This window comes from Bacillus infantis NRRL B-14911 (genome assembly GCF_000473245.1).
GTDB lineage: Bacteria > Bacillota > Bacilli > Bacillales > Cytobacillaceae > Bacillus_AB > Bacillus_AB infantis.
In genome coordinates, this window is the sequence record NC_022524.1 from 4059849 (window position 1) to 4085097 (window position 25249).

Consider the following 25249-nt stretch of genomic DNA (forward strand, 5'->3'; position numbering starts at 1 on the left):
ATTTTAAGGATTGCCGAATAGGATCACTATTATTCGAGGAAGCCAGAATTAATTATTTTCACAGAAAAAAGAGCACGCTAAGGCGTGCCCCTCCATTATCTCACTTCAACCCAGCCGTTCTTGATGGCTACAACAACTGCCTGAGTGCGGTCATTCACATTCATTTTCTGCAGGATATTACTCACATGGTTCTTAACCGTTTTTTCACTGATGAACAATGCTTCACCGATGCCGCGGTTGCTTTTTCCGTCAGCAAGGAGCTGAAGGACTTCGCATTCCCGGCGTGTCAGCAGATGCAGTGGGCGGCGGATTTCAACTTGTGTGTATCCTTCGCTGCTGCCATTTTCATCAGATGCCAGGCGGCGGTATTCTTTGACGAGATTATGGGTTACCTTTGGATGCAGGTAAGAGCCTCCATCAGCCACCACTTTGACCGCTTCAACAAGTGCGTCGGCATCCATTTCCTTCAGCAGATAGCCGCTCGCTCCCGTTTTCAGCGCATGTGTTACATAGTTTTCATCATCATGGATGGAAAGGATGATGACTTTTGCATCCGGATATTTTTCGACTAATTGCTTGGTCGCTTCCACACCGTTGATTGTCGGCATGTTGATATCCATGATTACGACATCCGGGTCATATTCTTCAACAAGACCCAGCGCTTCATTTCCGTCATCGCCTTCTGCAACAACTTCAAATGTCTTTTCAAAATCAAGAATACGTTTAACCCCTTCTCTAAACAACTGATGATCATCGATAATGACGATTTTTGTAGTCAATTGCTTCGCCTCCCAAATTTCCGTAAGTTTATCTCTTTTTTTTATACTGTTGGTTTAAATAATAGGGATCTCTATCATTATATCTTTTTCAAGCCCTATTTGAACCTATCTTTTTTCACTGTTCTCTTAGATTATTGCTTCTGCGGCGCTGGCATTCTTTTTGAAGAAAGCGGCTCATTCCATGAAAGGAACCTGAATCAGCACGATTGTCCCGGCATTGATTTTGGAGTCGAAGGATATCTGCCCTTCCAGCAGTTCGACTCTTTCCCTCATGCCGATCATCCCAAAGGATTCGGGCTTCTTCTGGCTCGTGTCAAACCCTTTGCCGTCATCCCTGATGACAACTGAAATAGAATCATTGCGGATTTCGAGCTTCACTTTGATCTCTTTTGCCTCAGCATGCTTTAGAGCATTCTGTACAGATTCCTGGACAAGCCGGAACAAAGCTACCTCATATTTTGGCGGAAGCCGCTTTTCATCGCCGACATTGCTGAAATAAATTTTCACCGTATTATGGTATTCTTCAATGGTTTGGAGATATTTCCTTAAAGTCGGCACCAGTCCAAGGTCATCGAGAGCCATAGGCCTAAGATCATAGATAATCCTCCTGACCTCGTAAAGCGCATTTCTGACCATCTTCTTAAGGCTTTTGATTTCAGTGATGGCTTCGCCTGCTCCCCGCTCCTTATAGATTCTTTCTATCAGGTCAGAGCGCATCATCACATTGGCCATCATCTGGGCAGGACCGTCATGAATTTCCCTCGACAGCCTTTTTCGCTCTTCCTCCTGCGCTTCAATGATCTTAAGGCCGAAATCCTGCTTAAGCTTTGCATCTTCCAGGACCTCTCCCATCCTCTTCAGGTCGCTCATCAAATAGTTCATGACGACCGAGATCTGGGAAACGAGATGTTCTGCGCGGTCAATGGTTTCCTGGATGCCGAGCAGCCTTCGTTCTATGTCATCCCGCCGTTCGCGAAGCTGCTTTTCCTGCTGGCGGTTCATCGAAAGCTTCATCTGCAGCTGGTGCGCCTTTTCATACGCTTCTCTTACCTGGCTTTCTGTGTAGTCCTTGAAATGCATGCTTACTTCAGAAAGCCTTTTTCTGGCAAACCTCGTTTGTGCTTCCAGCTGGTCTCCCTCATCAATGGTCAGGACAACTGCCTGTTTGACTTCCTTCAAATCACTTGTCAAGCTTTCAAAGTCCTGCCGGCATTGCTCGCTTATGCGGAAGATTTCATCCTTGCTGTTTCCAACAGTGGATACCATCTTTTCTAATATAAGATCGAGTGTCTTCGTATCGAATTTTTTTCTAGTCATAAAGATTCCTCCAAAGAGACTGAAAACCCTTCCGTAGCAGTATCTGACACTATTTTAGCTTGAAAATAGAAATTATGTATGAAAAATATACTAAAAAACGAAAAATTCGGCAAAAAGGCACAAGAATTTATAGTATAATCATGTCTAATATCCTATTTTCTTATAATCAGCTGCAATTTATGCCTTATTTTTAAACATAGGACTTTTATATATTATCTCGCAATAATATGTCGATTGGCTTGAAATTATTTTTTAATTATATCATGCGAGAAAGGTACCTATATTAAAGTTTCATTACAATCCATTGAAGAATTGAAGTTACTGAACAAGTCGCTTTATAATGAAATTTGGCAAGCGACGATGACAATCAACGACAAAAATCGATAAAATGCACAGGAAAGGAGCGGGATGCATGCTGCCCTCTTATAAAACAGTCAAGGGCTTTGCCGAGCATGAAATTATTATTCAGAAATCAAGATTTATTGCTCATATATCAAGGGCCGAATCAGAAGAAGAAGCCCTGGCATTTATACAGGAAATCAAAAAAACACACTGGAATGCTACCCACAATTGCTCAGCCTACCTGATCGGGGAACATGATCATATCCAGAAAGCGAATGATGACGGTGAACCCAGCGGCACTGCGGGGGTCCCGATATTGGAAGTCTTAAAAAAGAAACAGCTGAAAGATACAGTTGCAGTAGTAACAAGATATTTTGGAGGCATCAAGCTTGGAGCCGGGGGTCTCATCCGCGCTTATGGAAAATCAGCCTCTGAGGGCATCAATGCGGCTGGCATAGTCACAAGAAAGCTGATGAAGATTTTATCAGTAAAGGTGGAATATACTTGGCTCGGCAAGCTGGAGAATGAACTCCGTGAATCTGTTTACTCCATAAAGGATATACACTACCTGGAAAACGTAGAGTTTGAGGTGTTTGTTGAAGAAGCTGGCATAAACCTATTCTCAGAATGGATCACTGAGCTCACCAATGGGCAAGGACTGATTGATGAGGGAGAATTGCTGTATCTGGAAGAAGATACGGCTTGAAAAATCTATATCCGGAAATGCATAAAAATTGTAAAATAAAGCTTGATCTGAAGATTTTGCCAAACCTACATTAAAGGAGTACAGATATGTCTGCTAATAGACAAATGGTAAAGGTTCAAAAGAAAAGAAAACGCCGCAGGAGAGTCGTGATGTGGATCATTGTGCCTCTTCTCGTGCTCGTTCTTGGGGCGACGGCTTATGGCGCTTTTCTGTACAGCAAAGCGCAGACGGTCATTGAAAAATCCTATGAGCCGGTTGAGAGGGAATCAACAAAGCGCGATACAGCAGTTGATCCCGGAATAGATAATGTGTCCATCCTTTTTGTTGGGGTGGATGACAGCAGTACCAGGAATTTCAGCAGCAGCTCCCGTTCAGATGCCCTGATGCTCGCAACACTGAACGAAAAGACCAAATCTGTTAAGCTGCTCAGCATCCCCCGGGATTCTTATGTTTATATCCCTGAATTGGGCTATAATGATAAAATTACGCATGCCCATGCCAATGGCGGGGTTGCCACAACAATTGAAACAGTCGAAGAAATGCTGGATATCCCTGTCGATTATTATGTAAAAATGAACTTTAACGCGTTCATAGATGTTATTAATGCCTTGGAAGGCATTGAAGTAGAAGTCCCCTATGAACTTAGTGAAAAAGATTCGGAGGACCGGAATCATGCGATTAATCTTGAACCGGGACTGCAGGAGCTTAACGGAGAGGAAGCCCTGGCTTTAGCCCGTACCCGCAAACTGGATAATGACATTGAGCGCGGAAAGCGCCAGCAGGAAATCCTTAAAGCGATTGTAAAAAAAGGCTCCTCTGTCAAGTCTGTCTCCAAGTATGCAGATGTGATGGAAGCTGTCGGAGACAATATGTCTACAGATCTCTCCTTTGATGAAATGAAGTCATTCATCAATTATGCGACTGCTGGAACATCTCTTGATATTGAAACATTGAATCTGGCCGGGCAGGATGCCTATATTGATGGAATTTATTATTACCAGTTAGATGATGAGGAACTTGAGCAAACGATCCTCACCTTAAAAGAACATCTTGAACTCGTCCCGGAAGGCAGCTCTGAAACGGATACAGACAGCACTGTCTCTGATGATACAGGCGAAGATTCCAGCTATTAACCATAGAAATGATACCCGCTGCGGCCATGAAAAAACGTTCATCTTTATAGATGGACGTTTTTAACTGCTTAAAAAAAGGACCGCCCGGAAACGGGCGGCCAAAAGTGGAGATATTAAGGTATTGTCCGTATTTCATAGCCAATAGGAAATGGACAAGTGAGTTAACGCTGAACAGGACATCTAAACCGCTGTTCAAGTCCGTTACGGAATTCCTTATAAATTGATTAAATCATAAACAGGATAAGTCTGCTTTTTTTGTCTGCTATCTATATCTTTTGATAATCTATTAAAAACGATGGTTTTTAGTCGCATATCCTCCACTATATAACTATAGGAATATTTTTTTGCGAAGGGTGAATGATAGATGGATTTCTCAGCAATCGGACAAAAAATAAGGGATCTCAGGAAGCTGCTGGGATTATCTCAGAAAGAACTGGCAGAAGGCATATGCACCCAGGCACAGATAAGCAAAATAGAGAAAGGGGATGTATACCCGTATGCGTCCACACTTTACCTGATTTCCCAAAAGCTTGGTGTGGATGTTAACTACTTCTTTCATATAGGTACAACACCGAGGCTGGATTATATATTGGAGGTCGAACGCCAGCTGGAAATCACCAGGCGCAGCTTTGATTATGAAACCATGCGTTCTATCATTAAAGGGGAAGAGAATAACCCTTTATTTACACAAAATCCTGTGAACAGGCAGCTGATCCAGTGGCATAGAGGCATATACGAATACCACCTTAATAAGAATCCGATTAAAGCACACCAGGTCCTGAATGAGGCCATTGCTTTAACACATGGGAAGCTGTGGACAGAGCGTGAAATTGAAATTCTCCTGAGCAAGGGCATTATACTCTTTGAAGAAAATGAGCTTGAAGAGGCCCTGGCCGTTTACAGGGATGCCAAGCGCTTTATTGATTCACTGGCCACTCTGCAGGATGTTATGCTGATGACGAAACTGCACTATAACATTGCGCGGGTGCTCACCAGACTTTCAAGATATGAAGAGTCCATTGAAAGCTGCACAAAAGGGATAGCCTGGTGCCTTGAAAAAGATCATCTCTTCCTTCTCGGTGAACTTCATTATCATACAGGCTATAATTATGAGCTGAGTCACCAGCTGGCGGAGGCGAAGAAATACATGGAAAAGGCACTTCTCATATTTGAACTGCAGAACGATACGAAATACCATTCTTATATCAATAACAAATTGAAAACCTGGAATTTCCCGATCTAGCCATTAAGATCGAACTATTATACCGATAAAATAATCCTCTTTTTTTCATAGGCATTTCCACCGGTTATTACTGCCCTTTTTCCATTATTTGCGATAGAATAATAGTTGAGATATTTTGTCTATATTTAACAGACTATGGAGGAAACTATTCTATGATTTATGAAGTAAAGCTGTTAATGGCCCTGCGGTCTCCCGGGATAAGCCTTTATCAGCTCGAAAAAGCGGAGGATTTCCGGGGGCTCCGAAAAAGGATTTGGCTCTTGGCACTTCTGAGCAGCATTATTTATGCAATAAGTTCCTACTTTGGAATCGGGACAGAATTCATATCAAAAGAGCTGAGTAATTTGTCTGCAGGCGAATTTGAGGCAAGAAAGGGGCTATTTGTTCTTGGAAAGATAGTCTGGGGGCTGCTGTATGCTGCTATCTACATCTTCCTGCCGGCTTTATATTTCTGGACCCTGACAGATTTGGAATATAAAAAGCTACTAGTGGTGCAGCTTTTTGCTTTTTCCATTCTGCTGATTGAAAAGGCTTTGCTCATCCCGATCAGCCTGACATGGGGAATCACTCCTTCATCCTCCCCGTTTTCATTGGGCATCCTGGCTCAGTACGCCACATCCAATGGATTGATTGTGCACTTTCTGGGAGCCATAACACTATTCCAAGTCTGGATCATATATGTTCAAACCTATTGGATCAAGAAGCTGACCGGCAGGAAAGGATGGGTCATATTCCTGATTGTCCTGTCACTCCATATCGTGTTTTGGATCTTAACAGCATTGGGAACACATATCAAAATGGAAAAGATATTTTAAAGGTGTTGAGTGAAATGAAAAGTTGGCAAGCGGGTCTACTGGCAGCAGGTGTAATAGCTTTTACAGGGGCAAATACATACCTGATCATAAAAGAAGACAGTAAAATCGATAAATCAGTTTATATAAGCGAATGGCAGCGGGCTGCCCAGGGAGATTTAAAAGAGACCCTCTCGAAGCCTGGGGTAGCCATCCCCCAGTCTGAATATCCCGTTTATTTCAGCGAAGAGGACGGAACATTCTCAAAGTTTCTGGTGAAGCCAGGCGATAAAGTAACGCCAGGAACACCTTTGTACGAATATGAATCGGTCAACCTGGACAGGGACAGGAACAGGATTGAGTCCGAAATTGAACAGCTTACAAACCAGATTGACTCGGTCCAGAACCATATTTCCAGCCTGAACAACTATTTATCTGCTCTTGAAGCCGAACAGGCATATACTTCCACTGATGCTGAAAAAGAAGAGAAAGATCTTTCCGTAAGCATCCATGATACAGAAAAAGAAATTCTGCTCCAAGAGCTTGAAGCTGACCTGCTTGAAGACGAAAGAGATAAGTACGAAGAGCAGCTCGATTATGTCAATGAACAGACAGGTGTGATGAGCTATCTGAGCGAAATAGAGGGGCAGATCGTGTCGATAAGCGAAGACCTGGACAATCCAGTGCTCATGATCCGTTCTGAAGCTGCTGCAGTAAAAGGCAAGCTGGATGAGAAGGAGCTGCAGAAGGTTGTTCAGGGCCAGGAAACGGCTGTAGAGTCAGGAACACTTAAAAAGGACTTTACAGGAAGAGTAGCAAGTGTCCAAACGATGCCTGAAACACCTTTATCGACTGAAACACAGGCAAGCTATCCATTCACAGTAGAATTGGATCAAGCCCAGGAGAAGCTCGAAAACCTTCACCCGGGAATGCAGCTCAATGTTGAAATCACAACAGGCGAAGCAAAAGATGCTGTTGTGGCTCCTTCTAAAAGTATTATGAAGCAAAATGATAAAGAATATGTCATTGTTCTGAACAGCGTGGGGAAAACAGAAAAACGGGAAGTACAGGAAGGATTGAAGGTCAAAGGCAGCAGCGAGGTTGTCTCAGGACTGGAACAGCAGGAACCGCTGATGCTGCATCCAAAACCTGCAGCTGAAATCAGCCGGGAGTTCTTCACACCATTTACTATGGATAAATTCTACCCAGGTGCACTGAAGCATATGACCAACAGGGAAAAGTTAAAGTATTTCCTTCTTGGTATGTTTAACCGCTAGGACATAAGAAAAGCGCAAGCGCCTTATTCACCCCCGACAAGCACAAGACGATCCTCCCGGAAAGGCGTTCTTTGCCTTTTTGGGAGGTTTGGCTTGTGATCTCGAGGGGGTAGGCGCAGCTGCTAGACAGTAATCCAAGTTAAAAAATATACTTTCTTATCTGCTAAAAAAAAGAACACTCCAGCTGGAGTGTTCTTTTCTTATCTGTCTTTCGCCGTCGAATACCGGATATCGCGCATGACCTTAAGCAATGGCCTGTGATCCTTGCCCATCAGACCGACTTTCTCAGCGAATACTTCGATGAGCAGCAGGAGGACTCCTATCACAACGAATGATCCCCACACCTTAGCCTGGGAAAAGATGACCGCCGTTAGTCCGAAAAATGCAGCCATCGCATATATCAGGATTACTGTCTGGCGATGGGAGTAGCCAAGGCGCAGCAGACAATGGTGAAGATGGGATTTGTCCGGAGCTGATAAAGGCTTTTTCGTGACAATCCTGCGAATAATCGCAAAGAATGTATCAGAAATTGGAACTCCGAGGATAATAACAGGAACGATGAAAGAAATCATGGTTACATTCTTAAATCCAAGCAGTGATAATACAGAAATGATATAGCCAAGGAAAAGGGCTCCTGTATCCCCCATAAATATCTTTGCCGGATGGAAATTGTAAATCAGGAATCCGAGTGTGCTTGCAAGTGTGATGCTTCCGATTGCCACTACATAAGGGTCGCCCATAATGATGGCCATCCCTGAAATAGTAATCAGGGCAATTGATGACACACCTGCTGCCAGGCCATCCAGACCATCAATCAAATTGATGGCATTAGTGATGCCGACAATCCAAAGAATCGTGAGCGGTATGCTCAGCATCCCAAATTCAAGCATGCCTCCGAATGGGAGGTTGACGAACTCAACATGCACGCCTCCCCATATAACAACGATGGCTGCTGCAGCCAGCTGACCGGCAAGCTTAACTTTTGCTGATATTTCGATCATATCATCCAGAACCCCGGTTGCAATGATGATCAGGCTTCCAAGGATGATCGCCATATTGTAAGGTGCTTCAGGCTGGAGAATCAGCAAGCCTGCGATAAAACTTATATAAATGGCAAGGCCGCCCAGCCGGGGCATAATCTTTTGGTGGACCTTCCGCTGGTTGGGCTTGTCTGTAGCGCCAATTTTAAAGGCAAGTTTTTTTACTAAAGGTGTAATAAGAATGGAGGTGATGAAACAAATTAACATGGTCAAGTAAATCATGTAGAGCCTCCTTAATAAATAGCATATCCATTCAGCTTTTATTTTACTATCCAAAAATGATGCATATTTCGTCATTTATTTACACAGATACTATTATTGCCACAATGCATTATAGCACATCAAATTCAATTAATATATTAATTTTTTATTTCTTTTCATGTACTTATACAGGCATGTATGTAATATTTCCAATCTTTCAATATGTAAAACTTCTGACTGCAGACTTCCCCCTCTCTCCTCATCCTCCAATAAATCATTAGACGGAGAAAAAGCAGGCGAGGTTTCAAATTCAGACAGAATTTTATAGAAGATTTTGTCATTCCTGCAAGTATTACTATAATAGGAAAATACATGATATACTAGTAGGGAATTTGCATAAGGAGCGTCCCAATATGCTGACAATGTTAAAGAAATTTGGCGACACAAATGACCGCCGCTTAAAAAAATACAAGAAAATAGTCGAAGAGATAAACAGTTTGGAGCCGAGCTATCAGAAGCTCAGCGACCAGGAACTGCAAAATAAAACAACTGAATTTAAACAACAGCTCTCCAGCGGGGAGAAAATTGAAAATATACGCCCTCATGCCTTTGCTGCAGTCAGGGAAGCTTCAAGAAGGGTGCTTGGGCTCAGGCATTATGATGTGCAGCTTATCGGCGGACTTGTACTGTCTGACGGCAATATTGCCGAAATGCCTACAGGTGAAGGAAAAACCCTGGTAGCATCCCTTCCTTCTTATCTGAGAGCTCTTGAAGGCAAAGGGGTCCATGTCATAACAGTTAATGACTATCTCGCTGCCAGGGACAGAAATCTTGTTGGAAAAATCCATGAATTTCTCGGTCTTACTGTCGGCTTGAATGTACCTATGCTTTCCCCTGAAGAAAAAAAGGCTGCATACCAGGCGGATATCACTTATGGGATTGGAACGGAGTTCGGCTTTGATTACCTGCGGGACAATATGGCAGCGTCGCTTTCCCAGAAAGTTCAGCGTCCGTATCATTATACAATTATAGATGAAGTGGACAGTGTTCTGATAGACGAAGCAAAAACACCGCTTATCGTAGCCGGAAAAATGGAATCGAGCTCAGAGCTTCATTATATTGGTTCAAGACTGGCGAAAAGATTCAAAGCTGATGTGGATTATACATTTGATGTAGAGACGAAGGCGACAAGTTTAACTGAAGAGGGAATCGAAAAAGTTGAAAAAGCCTTTGGGATCGACAATCTTTACGAGCTGGAGCATCAGACGCTGTATCATTATATGATCCAGGCAGTCCGTGCCCATGTGATGTTTGAAAAAGACGTTGACTACATCATTAAAGACAGTGAAATCAAGCTCGTTGATATGTTTACAGGCCGTATCATGGACGGGCGGACATTAAGCGACGGACTCCATCAGGCATTGGAAGCAAAAGAGGGCCTTGAGATTACAGAAGAAAATAAAACTCAGGCATCCATCACCATCCAGAATTACTTCAGGATGTATCCATTGCTTTCCGGTATGACCGGCACAGCTAAAACGGAAGAAAAAGAATTGATGGAAATCTACGGGATGGACGTCATTCAGATTCCGACAAACAAACCGATCATCCGGGAAGATCTTTCAGACAAAGTATATAAAACAGCAGAACAGAAATACAAAGCAATGGTTGAAGAGGTTAAAGGCCGTCACAGCAAGGGGCAGCCTGTCCTCATAGGAACAGCCTCTATCCTGCAGTCCGAAAAGGCTGCTGAATATTTGAAAAAGGCCGGACTTTCATTCGAACTCCTTAATGCCAAGACAGTGGAGCAAGAGGTCCGCCTTATTGAAATGGCCGGACAAAAAGGAAGAATAACAATTGCAACCAATATGGCCGGCCGCGGAACGGACATCATGCTCGGTGAGGGAGTCCATGATCTTGGCGGACTTTTTGTCCTCGGTACTGAAAAACATGAAAGCCGCAGGGTTGATAACCAGCTGAAAGGAAGATCAGGGCGCCAGGGCGATCCCGGGAGCAGCCAATTCTTCATTTCGCTTGAAGACGATATGTTCAGGCGCTTTGCCAAGGAAGATGCGGAGAAGCTTCTTGCCTCTATCCAGGCTGACGGAACCGGGTTGATCCAAGGGAAGAAAATCCATGAATTCGTTGACCGCATTCAAAGGATTGTGGAAGGATCCAACTATTCTATGCGGGAGTACAATTTGAAGCTTGATGATGTGATCAACGAGCAGCGCAATGTCATTTATCATCTAAGGAATAAGGCATTGAGCGATGATAATATTCTTCCTGTCATCCTGCCTATGGTCCACTCTGCCGCCGGTAAGCTTATTGCCCATTATGAAGAAGAGGGGATCCAGCAGGAGGCCTTGAATATAAAAGGCCTGGCAGACGAACTTAATCTGCTGCTTGCGGGTGGATCGATAGACTTGAGTGAGGACCAGTATGAAATCCAGGATATTAAAGAAATAGCCGAACGCAAGATCAAGGACTATCTGGCCTATGCAGGTACACTTGGTGAAGATGAGATGCTGCAAAATGCCCTTAAGCACCTGCTTACTGCCATCATAGACCGCAACTGGATTATTCACCTTGAAAATATGGCCAGGCTTAAAGAAGGAATAGGCATGAGGCATTACCAGCAGGAAGATCCTATGAGACTCTATCAGAAGGAAGGCCTTGAGCTATTTGAAAGCACCTATTTCCTGATAGAAAAAGAAATCAGCCGAAAGCTGGCCGAGATCATCAGATCCATTAGCCAAGACTCATAAACGAGGAGACAAGCCATGTTATCTTTCTTTAAAAAGAATAAACAGGAAAAGCCTGTCAAACAAGGCACTGACAGCACGATATCTTCAAAAGAATTACTGAATGAGACAGGGAATGAAGCGGCTGCAGAAGAGGTGGAAACTGCACTATCCCTCCATCCGGCCACAAATATTACAGCAGAGCAGCAGTATGTTTTAAGGTTCCTTAATAATGAACTGCCTCCCCTTCTGCCGAATCAAATTTCCCTGGCAGGAATTGAGCTGCAGCAGGATGGCGGATCTGTGACAGTTGCCGCTTTTGTCCGCAGCAGCCTTTCAAAGGCCGTTGAGTTCAAGAAGACCCACTTATTGCTTGTGGGGCCAGATGAGGAAATTCTCGCACGGAAGGAATTTGATCTTACAGAAATTGGTGAAATACCTGCCAAAAGCAGCCGTCCGTGGAATTTTACTTTTAACAGTTCTGATTTACTGACAGATTCGATCCCTGCAGAAGGCTGGAAGCTTGCTTTTGAAATTCGGAATAATGAGGAGCACAGGCTGGACCTGGATGAAGCCTGGGAGAATAGCTTGAGCAGCAGCGACAAAGAAAAGCTTAAACAGATGGTTGAACAAATGGACCCGCCAAAGATCGGGGAAATCAACTTTATGGGCATCCAGGCAAAAGTTGCTGACAATGAAGATCTGCAAGTCACACTCCTGATCCGAAATGGAAACGATCAGAATGTCATGCTTCAGCAGCTGCCGCTCCAGGTGGAAGACGCCACCTCCGAAGTAATTGCAAAAGGCGGCTTTCAGCTCGACAAGTTTGAACTCAAAGCCAATACAAGCAAACCATGGACATTTATTTTTCCGAAAAGCCTACTATTGAAAGACAACCCTGATTTAAGCAGCTGGAAGGCTTATCCCCTTCAGCAGCAGGTTCAAACGGAAATTTAAGGTAACCATAAGAAAACCCTCCCCTGCCTTCTTTCCCGGCTGGGGAGGGTTTTTTCAGCTTACTGCAAGAAAATGCGGTGACTATGCATGTCCATCAGCATATTTTGCTATATGCTCCACGAGATGATGGCCAGTATTCTGGAAGAAGCTGTCAGGCTTCAGCACTTAACCTTATTGTTTTTTTCACACGCATTTCTATTAAAAAAACATTCAAATAAAAGAAAATGAGCACCCATTAAAATAGGTACTCATCCCCGGCCACAACCATTTATAGTAGTTTACAAAACAGGTTTGTTACATATTTATTTTAACATATAACTTATCATATACAAGTTAAAATATGAAAATATTAGTCCTTATACCATAAAAATGAAATAGGATCACAACTGATAATAACTGGGGATTTAACAAGATTTCAAGTCCCTCTCCTCATGCGGGAAAGGATAAAGCGGCTTTGATTCAAAGCCGCTTTCCATCACTTATTTCAGATATACTTTCAGCTTATAAGGCTTAATTGTGGACCCTCGGAAATAATCATTTACTTTGATTTGATAGGTTCCTTTTTTCAGATTCACGCTCAGTACCTCTGCATCTCCCTCAGGATAAAAATCAGCAGAAGATACCAGCTTTCCATTCTGATAAAGAGCCATTTTCCCGTCAGATTCTATTCCGGTTTCAAGCTTAATTTTTCCGCTGCTGTCCTTTTTGAGGGTAAACTCATACCAGTCTTCATCTCCATTTGGCACGCCCGCATTCAAATATCCGCTGGCCTCCCACATATTGCCCTTTTGCTTCAGTTTAACCGGCTTAGAGGCAATATTGTTCCGAACCTTGTTTCCTGCATCTTCATCCTTCTTATTTGTTGAGGCCAAAGTCAGCTTATACGGGACAAGGGTTAACGGAACAGCAGAATCTGTGAAGCTGGAGAGGGCCAGAATATAATTCTTGCCTTTTTCCGCTTTAAAAGAACCAAACGTGTTTCCATAATCAATGCCTTTTTCGATATATTGAATATAATTATACTCTTCTTCATCCACTTTTCGGTTCTTATTCTTGTCTTCAATGACTGCAACGAATCCATAGAAACTGCCAAGCAGTTCCTTCGGATATTTCTTCAGGCTTGCCGGCACCTCTCCTTTTTCCAAGGTGATTCCATAGATTTGCTCTGATTTGGATTGCAGATAGAATACATCCTGGTCACCCGGCATCGCAAAGTTGCCTTGGACTGTCATGCCAGGCAGATCCTTCACCTTTTCCATCTTATCATTATCCTCATACTTATCCTGAGGATTTTTTACAATCAGCTTTGAAGTGAACTGGAAGGGAGAAAAAGAAATCTGATTGCTATAGTAATTTGTATTCACTTTAACCAGATAATTTTCACCTTTTTTCAAGCCGGTATACAGAGATTTATCTGTATCAATGAACATATTATAGCTGATATTTGATCCAATCTGATTCAGATAGGTATGCTCTGTTCCTTCTTCATCCTTTTCCTTCACAACCTGATAGATTTCAAGCATCGGTATGTCAGTGCTGTTCAGCATACTAAACTGGTAAATGCCTGTCTCTGACGGTTCGAGCTTAAACCAGTCTTCATCCTCGAACGTCTGCAGGTATCCTGAAGCCGTCCCCCCGATTTTATATGGCAGAGCCATCTCCTGTATTGCTGCCACATAATTTTCGTAAGAATCCTCTTCCGCTGCTGCTCGGAAGGTATTCCTCTTCTGTTCCAGTGTGCCCAAGCCGCTGCTGGCAGATCCGACTTTCTCTTCAGTGCTTCCTTCATCATAGAATGGCAGGCCGTCTTCATCCGGAGGAAGAACTTTTCCTTCAATCTTCACTGAATACGGATAAATGGAAGATTCTACTTCATCATCCTCTTCAAATAGCTCATAGTTCATATAGTAATCATATATTCCATAGTAATTGCTTTTTTTGCTGGAAGTTTTGATTAGATACTCCATGCCAGGATCAGCTGTAAAGGTAAGGACCTCCCCTTCACCGCGTCCTTTCGAATTGACATAATGCATAGGCTCAACAGGTTCCTCGCCTTCAAGGAGTTCATAGATATACTGTTCCTTCTCCTCCTCGCTCATCTCTCCCATATCCCCGGGGAAGATCATGTCAAGAGGATACACGCTGATGGTTGAGTCTATTCCGGCAACACCTGTCGACGTAATTTTAATCACCTGCTGCTCTTCCCCTTCAGCTTTGAAGCTTAAATAGTCATCATCGCCGTTTTCGCCTATGAAGGTTAGGCTTTTCTTGGAGTCATAAGGCAGAGTATCCACTTTTAATGGATTCGCCGCTGTCGACTCATCTTCCGGAAGGACCGTAAGCTTTTCAACATTCAGCTCATATTGTGAAAGTTTCTTAGCCGAATCATCATAGCTTCCATTTGCATCTTTTACGCCAATTGCCACAGTTCCTGTGAAAGGCGCTTTTACCAGCTTTCCTTCCGTTTTATTTTCTCTTACTTTATTAACATCTATTATTTCTTTCGCGCCTTTTGGAGAATAGAAATGGATCATCATTTTATAATCATACTGGCTGGAACCGAGCAGAGAAGCCTGGATGTATTCTCCCTCTTTGACATTGAACTTGATCCACTTTTCTTCATAAGGCTTGGTTAAGGTCCCTTTTCTTACAATTTTTTTGCTGCTGTCCACGGTTTCTGCAGCGGTCTGTACTTCTTTTGGGCTTTTTGCCTTATTCACAATGGAAGGAACTTTCTTGATATCAAATTGAAGCGCCTTAACCGGGTTGATTAGACCGCTTCCGAACTTAACATCGTAGCCTGCTGTTCCAAGATCATCGGCCGTGTGCTCCAGGATATATTCGACCTGGGCCGGGGTGAGATTTGGATTCTTGGACAAAAGAAGTGACGCAGCTGCAGCTACCATCGGTGAGGCCATTGATGTTCCGCTCAGCGTTCTGAAGGTTGACTTCTTCTCCGGCTCGTAGATGGTGCTGTATACATCAGCCCCAGGTGCAGCTACATCAATCGATGGGCCATAGGAAGAAAAGTCTCCTAATTTTTTGTACTTATCTACGGCAGATACGCTGATGACCCCTTCATAAGCCGCAGGATAGCTGATGGTGTCATCACCGGTATTCCCGGCAGCCGCTACAATGGTAATATTTTTTGCGAGAGCTTTTTTGACAGCCTCCTCTATGATTGGCGACTTCATCGGACCGCCAAGGCTCATGTTGATCACTTTGGCACCACTTTTGACAGCCTGCATAATGCCCTGGGCAATTGCATAGTCGGAAGCACCCCAGCCCCTGTCAAACACATCGATCGGCAAGATCTGGGCATTGGGATTTATCCCGTATGCACCGACTCCATTATCCTTTTTGGCGGCAATGATCCCAGCAACATGTGTCCCGTGAAAATCTGGCATTCCCGGATTCATTGGATTGACCGTATTATAGCTTGAAAGGAGCTGCCCCTTCAAATCAGGATGGCTGCTGTCAACACCCTGGTCAATGACTGCTACCTTCACTTTATTTTTTCCGGCAAGCTTCTGGGCTTTTTCTGCTTGAAGCATTGTTAAATGATAAGACTCCCCAAGCTTAGGATCCTGAAGCCCGAGAGGCTTGTACATAACAGCAGGGCTGACCGACTGGACCTTGCTGTTTTTTTGATATTTGCCAATCACTTCATGAAGCTTCTTTTTATCCTGAACCTTGACCACTGAATAGTTTAAATCTGCTATCTGTTTTATCACAATTGAACCCATCCGCTTGTGCTCTGCCGCCGAAATGGTTCCCTTATATTTAATAATAAGCGTATCTTCACTGACCAGCTGCCTTTCCCCGGCTTCCAGCTTGTCCTTCAGCAAACGATGATCTTTCAAATTTGAAGCGATGCTGACCTTTTGTCCGCCCTTTGATTCTGCAAGCACATTAACCGGAGCCAGAACTGCTCCCGCCAGCAAACCAGCACTCAGCCCAATCGAGGCAAAGCTTTTCTTCCATTCCCCCATCACTCTTCCCCCTAATAGCATCTGTTTTCTTCTAACCTCTCAACCCTGAATTTCCTAAAACAGGAATACAAGATTCTCACAAGAAATTTTCCCTGCAGTTAAGCACAACAGTAAATATATACATATTAAACCAATATATTCCTACTATATAGACGAATGGGAATGAAAAAAGTTTCATTTATAAAACTATGGTATTAGCAGCAGAATTGACAGGGACCCGCCGGGCTGCTTTGCTCCTCTTCAAACTTCATAGTATTCTTCAAAAAAAAAGCATCCGACCGGATGCCTTCTTATTTACTCATAGCCGTTTCACTGCTATTTTCTTTCAGCTGTGCATATTTGAAATTTTTGATCTGCTCTCTCATATTGCTGATTTTCTGGTCGTATTCTGCCAGGGTTTTAATGCTGTTCCCCTTGCTCATTTCGTCAAGCATCCAATCGTTTACATAGGGGAAGTAATGCGATCTGTCCATATAATTGGATACATTGAAGGTTATCTCTGATTCATCCTGGAAATCATAAACTTCCACATTTCCTAAAGAATCAAGTTCTTTAAAGATATCCTTCTTGACCTGAAGCCTGTCTGCTGTAATAACCGGCTTCCCTTCATCTACAACCACATGCCGTGTGATTGGATATGGTGTATAAAAAAAGGTGAATTCTATATCCGGATGCTTCTTTGCCATGGACAGCATGTTGGTCCGGAAGCTTTCCATATAGCTCTCTGTATTATGCGATGCGGCCGGCGGAGCGGATATTCCTTCCAGCTGCTCCTTCATCCCGCTGACTGTAAGAGGCGGCCTTTTCTCACCAAATTTGTAATAGGACCGCGGATCAGCATCCATATTCACTTTATCTTGGTTATGATACTGATAGTCTATTTTCTTCAAGGCATCATAGCTGAGCAGGTACGGCAGATCATTGATGATATTTCTGTCATAAAGATATTCGGGAAAAGTAGCATCCTTCCTGTCAGGTTCGCCTGCCAGAGAATCATAATTGATTTCCCAATAAATCTTTTTAATGTCCTTTGATTTGACGGCGAGCTCTGCAGCTTTTTTCTGCTCATGAGCCGAAGACCCGGATATGGAGGCATTGAGGGATGCTGCATCGAGCTTCCTGTCGATGGTTTCCTCCTTGAAATTATGCGCCATTGAGGTACCGATAAACACGGTATCATAATCGAGATTGCGGATCATCCCTGCCATTTGGTATCTCATATTAAAATTTTTTATGAATGTACGTTTATAGATGCCTTCTTTGTGGTAGTAGACATAAGGATCTGATACATATACCAGTCCCATCAGAATGACAGCCAGGACAATAAATATAAGAGAGAAACCTGTTATAAATCGCTTATACGACATTTCCACTGTCATTGCTCCTTAAAAGTTGAAATATAGGAATTCAGAGATTTTGCCGAGCTGAAGGATCGACACAATTGAAATGATGGCCAGAAAAACCATATTGAACGCTGAAGGCTTGAATCTGTGCATCATTTCAAAGGAATTATGTCTTAAAGTCACAATGAATAAGGCTAATATAATCATGATGAAGCTCGGAAACGTGTAAAACATAGCCCTGTCCGGCATGAGGTTCAGCCCTGTCAACGGCTCGAGCACTGCTGCAGCTCTTGTCGGCAGCTCAAAATTGATGAACCCAAACATGATTTTCAGCATAAGGACAGCCTGAGCAAAGCTTTCGGCCCGGAAAAACACCCAAGCCATATTGACAAAATTGAAGGTGATAAACCAGGCGAGGATTGCCGGCATCTTGAAGCCCTTCCTGCTCCACCACCTGTATACCACAGAGGCAGCCCCGTGAAGGAATCCCCAAAAGATGAAGGTCCACCCTGCCCCATGCCAAAAACCGCTCACTAAAAAGATGATCATAATATTGATATAAGTCCTGAACGGCCCTTTTCTATTCCCGCCAAGCGGAAAGTAGATATAGTGCGTCAGGAAACGGCCCAGCGTCATATGCCATCTCCGCCAAAAATCCTGGATATTAAGAGACTTATACGGAGAATTGAAATTAATAGGGAGCCTGATATTGAAAAGCAGGGCAGCACCCGCAGCCATATCGCAATAGCCGCTGAAGTCAAAATAAAGCTGGAACGTATAAGATAAGGAGACGATCCATGACTCCGCAAAATTCAATTCGGAAATCCTGCTGTAGCCATCATTGGCCCATACTGAAAAAGAATCGGCAATCATGACTTTTTTGAATAGTCCAATCCCGAAAATAAAAAGGCCAAGTGCTATATTCTTCGCCTGAAGGCGGCCGCTTCCCTCTTTATGGAACTCTGACATCATTTCACTGTGGTGCACAATCGGACCGGCAATCAGCTGCGGGAAAAAGCTCACAAAAACCATATATTCATGCAGTTTATAGCCCTTCGTTTCATAGCGGTAGCTGTCAACCAGATAGGCGATCTGCTGAAAGGTAAAAAAGCTTATGGCAAGCGGAAGAGCCAGATGAAGCAGCGGGAATGCATCTCCTGCAAATGTATTGAGAGAGGATAGGAAGAAGTCTGTGTATTTAAAATAGCCGAGCAGGCCGGCATTGAATACAATTCCCAGGGTCAATACAATCTTTCTTTTCTTGATCTCTTCCATTCCCCCAAGACAGGTCCCTATTGCAAAGTTAACCAGCATGGATATCAAAATCAGCGGCAGATAGCTTATGTTCCACCAGGCATAGAAAAACAGGGAAGCTGCGACAATCCACAACTTGGCTGCTGTCCCTTGCTTCATATAGTGAAGAAAAAAATATCCCAAAAAAGCAATTGGCAAAAAATAAAAAATGAATTCATAAGAATTGAAAAGCAATTTGCCTGCACCTCTGTTAAGTTGTAAGTTTTACTGGTCAATTATACTAGATATAAAGGCAGTTGTCATACTTTGCCGAAAAATGCTACGATTCCTATGCTCGTTGATAAAGCCTGCTTAAAAAGCTTTCTCATCAATGCGCTAAAACATTTAAGGAGGCTGTAATGCACTTAAGCAAACTATTTTTTACGGTGTTGATAGGATTTATTTTCACTCTTGCCCTCCTGGAGGAAGAGGCTTTAGCCAAGAAGCTGCTGGATGCCCCCCATATAAAACAATTGCCGGAGCTGCCAAGGGGCTGTGAGGTGACAAGCCTTGCCATGATGCTGCTGGATGCAGGTGCCAAAGCGGATAAAATGACATTGGCCAAGCAGATCAAAAAGGTTCCATTTAAACAGAACGGGCTCCACGGAAATCCATACGACGGCTTCGTTGGAAACATGTATACATATTCCCTTCCCGGCTACGGCGTATATAACGGCCCTATAGCAGAGCTTGCAGAAGATTATCTGCCAGGAAGAACCGTTAATTTAACAGGGCTTGCTCCTTCTTACATATATAAAATGATAGACAAGGGTTCTACAGTCTGGGTCATTACCAACTCACGCTTCAGAGCGCTTCCCACTTCGCAATTTCAGACATGGAACACCAGCACAGGGAAGGTCAGCATTACATACAGAGAGCACAGTGTTCTGGTGACAGGCTATGATTCACAGTATGTGTATATCAATGACCCGCTCTATAAAACCAAAAACCGGGCGGTCAGCCGTAAAAACTTTGAAGCTTCCTGGGTGCAGATGGGCAGACAGGCGATCAGCTATTATCCTAAGAACCAACATTTTTTTGCCGATACAATTGGACATTGGGCAGAAAAAGAGATTAATAGATTTTCAGAGCTTGAATACATAAACGGCTATAAGAATGGATTGTTCAAACCAAATGACAGCATTACACGCAGCCAGCAGGCCATCATGACAGCACGGGTGCTCAATCTTCCTCTCGAGAACAGGAAGAGTCCTTTGTTTAAAGATCTTTCAGTTACGAATACAGAGTACAAAGCTGTTTCAGCACTTGTAGAAGAAGGGATCCTCCAGGACGGGGCAGCCTTTTCCGGCACGAATGCCCTGACCCGGGCAGAGATGAGCAAGATATTAACAATGGCATTTAAGCTCCCGCTGTCTGGAACAAAGCAATTTACTGATGTTTCGGATGCAAGCTGGGCACTGCCATATATACAAACGATTTATGAGTACGGTATCACTTCCGGCTATTCTAATGGCACCTTCAAGCCTAACGACCAGGTGACAAGAGCACAGTTTTCCGTCTTCCTGACCCGAGCGATGGAAAAACTGTGGTTTACAGATATATATAAGCATTGGGCAAGGGATGATATCAGCATGCTGAAGAGAGAAGGAATCATAAAAGGTGAAAGCAACGGCTCCTTCAGGCCGAATGCCAGCATCTCAAGAGCGGAAGCAGCAGTCATGCTGGACAGGTCAATTGACCTCCCTGAAGCGGGCGGGTTCCAGGCAGCCTTTAAGGACCTCCCTGCGAATCATTTTTCTTACAGTTCCGTGATGAAGCTTGTCCAGGCTGGCATTCTATCAGACTCTGAAGCTTTCAGGCCAAATGACGAAATGTCCAGGCAAGAATTCGCCAGGGTTATTGCCCTGGGGTACAAGTTAAACTACACGCCCGCCGATCCCGTGTTCACCGATGTTCCGCCCGATCATGGATTTTATGAGGCGATTCAGGCATTGGCACAGAATAATATCACAAAAGGGAATGGCAGCGGCCAATTCTCCCCCGGAAGCTCGATTACAAGAGCGGAATTCGCAAGTCTCCTGGCGCGCGCCTATAGGAAATAAAAAAAGGAACACCTCTATTATATTTGGGAGGTGTTCCTTTTTTAGGTTTTTCTATGTTGCTGCAGTCTATTTCCGGCTGGGTCAGCTGCTTAGCAGAGCATTAACGACCGGCTTATCTGCTTAAAATCCTGTACAGGAATAATGCATACTGTCCTCTGTTTACCGTGTCGCCAGGCCGGAAGGTATTGTCTTTAAACCCTTCTGTCACCTTATTGGCAATCAAAGACCCCACTGCTTCGTAAGCAAAGCTTGAAGGAGGCATATCAGAGAATCGGATAGGGGCATTGCCTGTCAGCTTAAAGGCCCTTTGGAGTATTACGGCCATTTCAGCCCTGGTCAGGTTGGCATTCGGATCAAATAGATTTCCTTCCTTTCCTTTTATCACTCCTGCAGCTGCGACAGCTGAGATTTCCTTGGCATAACGGTATTCCTTCGGTACATCCGCAAAGCCTGCGTATGGGGCATTGGCAGTATCCAGCTTAAGTGCCCTTGCTATCAGCAGCGCTGCATCCAGCCTTGTTAATGATGCTCCCGGCCTGAAAGTTCCATCATTATATCCATTAATGATTCTCCCATCTGTCAGGAAAGCAACAGAATCAAAGTATGGTGAACTGTAGCCGACATCGGAGAACTTGGCCAGCTCTTCCACTACAGTGATCGGGATTTGCTTCACTGCGTTCCCATAAGAAGCTGTTATCACTCCGGTTCCCGCTGTCGTTGCTTTTACTATATTCCCAGAGACTTCACCGATTGTACTGCTCAGTTTCAATTTGGAAGGATCTTTCGGAAGCGGATTATAAAATTGGTCAAGAACACTGGTTATATTGACAGCTAAAGATGATCCTTTCACAATTTCCCCTGAAGCGGATAATGCCGCATTCAAGAATTTTGGCTCTGAAAGAGGAGCTGTGCTGATTGCCTGAAGGGAAGTGGATACAGCCCTTTCCCTGCCATCAGACGGCTTATTCATCAGTGTGGCCAAGTCATTGCCGTTTTTGCGGGCGATGATGGCCGTACTCCCGCCTCCATCCAAATTAAGAGCTTTATAGGCTCCCAGCTTCACAAGATATTGAGCGAACTCGGTAAGGTTCATCCCCTTGCTTTCTGCCAGCCTTCCATCCACAGTCACCAGGAATACTTTACTCATCGTTTTATCGATGGCTACAGCGGTTCGGGGGGCCCTTTCCCTTGCCCTTGTGCTGTTGGGATCCATCCCCAGATCGACCTTGCCATTATTGACAAGAAGCGGGCCGCTCGCCAGCATATATTCAGAGTTCTTCCATTTATCATCAATATTGATGGCAATCTCTACGGTATCACCGGGCTTCATTTCTTTTAACGCCGGCAGGCTCGTACCGTGGGCAGAAAGAACAAATCCGTCTTCCGGGATTTTGGTGTTCGTGATGTCGCCGTGTGCGCGGATCTGGCTGACTGTGCCTGTAATCACATCACCGAACTCAAGGTCCCTGTTTTTAGAAGCATTGGAGAAGACGACTTCCATCCCATATTGGTTTGTATTCGTATAGCCGTTTGCGTATTCCGGCGTAAACAAAATAAGGTCATCATAATTCCTTATTTTATTCATGCTGGTAATATTCACTGTACGATTATTATGAACAGCAGACATCGAAAGATTGAAAGACTCAATCTGCGGCTTGCCCTGACTGTTGATGCCAAAAGCCACCGGCTTGTTGACATACTGATCAGAGCCTGTAGCGATGATCCCTGTATTCATTACTTTATTACGGTATGAAATCAAGTACATCGGCAACTTTGTGCTCATGTCAAAAAACGATCCATTAACCGCACCTACCACACGATTTCCTTCTCTATGATTAAGCTTCGCCTGAGCAGAAACAGTTGAGATTGTATTGAGCGGCAAAGGTATGGAAAGATCAAGCTTTGTATATGGATCTGCCATATTTACTTCAAGAAATTTAATAGATTGATTATAGGAATTAATAACCTCACGATTTTCCTTATACTTCACTCCAGGTGAAACCTGGAATTGTTCAGCCTCTGCGGCCGAGGCAGCCATGCCCGGAGCCAGGAAGGAACCAGCCTGTACAGCAAGCGCGAATGACAAACAAACAGAAATCAACTTCTTTTTCTTTAACACAATTTGCCCCCTTGATTTATAAAATGTACCAATTTATGTATCTACCATATAGTTTTACCATATTTTCATAGATTTTGTCGATTGAACTCGGAAGAAAACAATTGGTATATTATGGTTCTACAAGCGCAATATGATGTCAAAAAAAAAAGCCGCATCGGCGGCTTCTTTCTTGTTACTGAACTTTTACATTTAAAGTAAGAGTTGTTGTGTTGTTAGACTGATCTGTAAACGGAGCCTCCAGAACATAATTTCCGGCAGGAATAACATCATATTTTGGGTGATCGATCAGCTTCCATTTGCCGTCCGTATGAGTCAATGTCCCCCAGTTGGCTCCTATGCCAGCTTTCACAGACTCTACATCTGTGCTTTTCAGCGTCACTTCAACCTGTGTTGCAGAAATGCTGTCGACAACTGTCATTTCCATAGCATTAAGATTAGCAGTACCGTTCGATGCAGGAAGAACAACTGAGGCAGCAGTGCCCCCATTAAAATCGAAAACTGCCGGAGCTGTTACGCCTTCAAGCGTGATAGAACCAACACCTGCTGCCGGCGGCGCAAAATCAAATGCGGTTTCCACGTCATCAACATACAGCCATCCCTGCTTCCCTGCCAAATCGTTATGTTCTACTGTTAACGTCTTGCGGTCTGCCGATAAACTCAATTTTGAAGGCTTTAACTCCATGACGAAGTCACCAGCGAGCTCAACATCTACATAGAAAAGGCTATATACATCTTTAGCAGTATAGTCCTCAGGAGCGGCTTCATCCAAAGCTATAGTAAATGAAGTGGAATTAATTACAGTGACTTCCTCAGCAAGCGGCATGTACATATTCTCAAATACCGCTTCGTAGGTTTTATATAGCAAGTTAACGAACTCGCCCCTCGTAATCTTCAAGTTGGTTCCGAATGAATCTTTTGTTTTCCCGTTTGTAATTTCAGCACCGTAAATGGCTTCAATATAAGGGCCGAAGACACCAACAGCATCCGTGAATGGAGTGTCAGCCGCAAAATCCTCCAGTCCAAAACCGAGCACAAGAATCTTCGCCATAGCTCCTCTTGAAAGCGGTTCGTTCGGAGCAAATGTCTTTTTATCTTTTCCAGAAATGATGCCTTCAGCAGCTAAAGCGTTGACAGCGCCTTCAATCCTTGGAATTAAATCCGTAAATCCTGCATCAGGTGCATTGTTTGTATCTAAATCCAGGGCATTAGCCATGATGACTGCAGCATCGCCTCTGGTAAGGTTCAGATTTGTGCCAAACTCAGTATCAGACTTCCCCTTAATAATGTCCGCTAAATAGAAAAAGGTAACTGCTTCATCATAATTAGAGCTGACATCCTTAAAATTATGAAATTCTGATGCTGAAGCTGCCGGAGCAACTGCTGCTACTGCTATTGCAGCAGTTGTACCTGCAGCAGCAAATTTTTGAAATGCGTTTGCCATGTTCTTGTTTCCTCCTGTTAGAAACTATATAAGTATGATTGCGCCCTCGTGCTTTATATAAGCATAAAAGGGTTTGCAATGATATCTTAACAAATTTAAAGATTTTGTAATACATGTAAATAATACCTATTATTTATTCCAGTATTCTCTCGGATTAATTAATTATGGCAAAAAAAAAGACAGTTCATTATAATCTTGAACTGCCTAAGCTTAGCTGGAGGTATCACTTCTGTTTCCAGAATCCAGCGGAAAAATTTCAATTAGTTTTTTTTGGAGATCCTTGATAAATTCTTCTGTCGAAAGCTGGCTGTCGCTTGTCCCGCTCTTATGCGCCTCTTTCAATATATCAAAGAAGTATTTTTGTTTTTCAGACATTTCCATATACCTTCCAATTCGTAATATCTATTACTATAAAGGAACAGCGCGGCAGTGTAAACAACAAACAGATTACAAGTGTATATTAAATAG

General features: G+C 43.5%; 17 protein-coding genes. 8 read left to right on the forward strand and 9 right to left on the reverse strand.

Features of this window, described 5'->3' with window-relative positions; all coding sequences use genetic code 11:
* Positions 1-95: 95 nt before the first annotated feature.
* Both N288_RS20515 and N288_RS20520 read right to left on the reverse strand, forming a co-directional pair.
* Positions 96-779: a response regulator gene (locus N288_RS20515; protein ID WP_009792967.1), complete on the reverse strand. Its 684-nt coding sequence runs from the start codon at positions 777-779 to the stop codon at positions 96-98.
* Between the two features lie 174 nt (positions 780-953).
* The gene (locus N288_RS20520) at positions 954-2096 is read right to left on the reverse strand and encodes a sensor histidine kinase (protein WP_009792966.1); all 1143 of its coding nucleotides are present in this window, start codon (positions 2094-2096) and stop codon (positions 954-956) included.
* A 412-nt stretch (positions 2097-2508) separates the two neighbouring features.
* Here N288_RS20520 and N288_RS20525 point away from each other — a divergent pair, with 412 nt between their 5' ends.
* The 5 genes from N288_RS20525 to N288_RS20545 all read left to right on the forward strand — a co-directional run bounded on the left by N288_RS20525 (position 2509) and on the right by N288_RS20545 (position 7588).
* Positions 2509-3144, forward strand: coding sequence for a YigZ family protein (locus N288_RS20525; RefSeq protein WP_009792965.1), 636 nt, complete (start codon positions 2509-2511; stop codon positions 3142-3144).
* An 86-nt stretch (positions 3145-3230) separates the two neighbouring features.
* Positions 3231-4277 carry an LCP family protein gene (locus N288_RS20530; RefSeq protein ID WP_035402016.1) on the forward strand — a complete coding sequence of 349 codons (1047 nt, stop codon included), beginning with the start codon at positions 3231-3233 and terminating at the stop codon, positions 4275-4277.
* 364 nt (positions 4278-4641) lie between these two features.
* Complete coding sequence (locus N288_RS20535) at positions 4642-5520, forward strand: helix-turn-helix domain-containing protein (protein ID WP_009792963.1); 879 nt, start codon at positions 4642-4644, stop codon at positions 5518-5520.
* A 152-nt stretch (positions 5521-5672) separates the two neighbouring features.
* Positions 5673-6335, forward strand: a complete 663-nt coding sequence (locus N288_RS20540; protein ID WP_009792962.1) for a hypothetical protein — start codon at positions 5673-5675, stop codon at positions 6333-6335.
* 14 nt (positions 6336-6349) lie between these two features.
* Positions 6350-7588, forward strand: coding sequence for an efflux RND transporter periplasmic adaptor subunit (locus tag N288_RS20545; RefSeq protein WP_022544411.1), 1239 nt, complete (start codon positions 6350-6352; stop codon positions 7586-7588).
* Between the two features lie 200 nt (positions 7589-7788).
* Here N288_RS20545 and N288_RS20550 read toward each other — a convergent pair whose 3' ends face one another.
* The gene (locus tag N288_RS20550; protein WP_022544412.1) at positions 7789-8850 is read right to left on the reverse strand and encodes a glycosyltransferase family 4 protein; all 1062 of its coding nucleotides are present in this window, start codon (positions 8848-8850) and stop codon (positions 7789-7791) included.
* Positions 8851-9242: 392 nt separating this feature from the next.
* On the opposite strand from N288_RS20550, the gene secA2 reads away from it, so the two are divergent.
* Complete coding sequence (gene secA2 / locus N288_RS20555) at positions 9243-11597, forward strand: accessory Sec system translocase SecA2 (protein WP_009792958.1); 2355 nt, start codon at positions 9243-9245, stop codon at positions 11595-11597.
* 15 nt (positions 11598-11612) lie between these two features.
* Positions 11613-12530 (forward strand): accessory Sec system S-layer assembly protein, encoded by a 918-nt coding sequence (locus N288_RS20560; RefSeq protein WP_009792957.1) that lies wholly within the window; start codon positions 11613-11615, stop codon positions 12528-12530.
* Positions 12531-13009: 479 nt separating this feature from the next.
* Here N288_RS20560 and N288_RS20565 read toward each other — a convergent pair whose 3' ends face one another.
* The 3 genes from N288_RS20565 to N288_RS20575 all read right to left on the reverse strand — a co-directional run bounded on the left by N288_RS20565 (position 13010) and on the right by N288_RS20575 (position 19353).
* Entirely contained in the window at positions 13010-16522 is a 3513-nt protein-coding gene (locus N288_RS20565; RefSeq protein WP_009792955.1) for a S8 family serine peptidase, read from the reverse strand.
* Positions 16523-16812: 290 nt separating this feature from the next.
* Positions 16813-17895, reverse strand: a complete 1083-nt coding sequence (locus tag N288_RS20570) for a hypothetical protein (protein WP_022544413.1) — start codon at positions 17893-17895, stop codon at positions 16813-16815.
* A 12-nt stretch (positions 17896-17907) separates the two neighbouring features.
* Complete coding sequence (locus N288_RS20575; protein ID WP_009792953.1) at positions 17908-19353, reverse strand: MBOAT family O-acyltransferase; 1446 nt, start codon at positions 19351-19353, stop codon at positions 17908-17910.
* A gap of 164 nt (positions 19354-19517) precedes the next feature.
* On the opposite strand from N288_RS20575, the gene N288_RS25895 reads away from it, so the two are divergent.
* Positions 19518-21221, forward strand: a complete 1704-nt coding sequence (locus tag N288_RS25895) for an S-layer homology domain-containing protein (RefSeq protein WP_022544414.1) — start codon at positions 19518-19520, stop codon at positions 21219-21221.
* 112 nt (positions 21222-21333) lie between these two features.
* Here N288_RS25895 and N288_RS20585 read toward each other — a convergent pair whose 3' ends face one another.
* From N288_RS20585 to N288_RS25265, 3 genes are all read right to left on the reverse strand, one after another.
* Positions 21334-23340 (reverse strand): phosphodiester glycosidase family protein, encoded by a 2007-nt coding sequence (locus N288_RS20585; protein WP_022544415.1) that lies wholly within the window; start codon positions 23338-23340, stop codon positions 21334-21336.
* A 172-nt stretch (positions 23341-23512) separates the two neighbouring features.
* On the reverse strand, positions 23513-24781 hold the full coding sequence (locus tag N288_RS20590; protein ID WP_009792950.1) for an S-layer homology domain-containing protein: 1269 nt from the start codon (positions 24779-24781) through the stop codon (positions 23513-23515).
* 210 nt (positions 24782-24991) lie between these two features.
* Positions 24992-25156, reverse strand: coding sequence for a hypothetical protein (locus N288_RS25265; RefSeq protein ID WP_156917022.1), 165 nt, complete (start codon positions 25154-25156; stop codon positions 24992-24994).
* Positions 25157-25249: the final 93 nt, after the last annotated feature.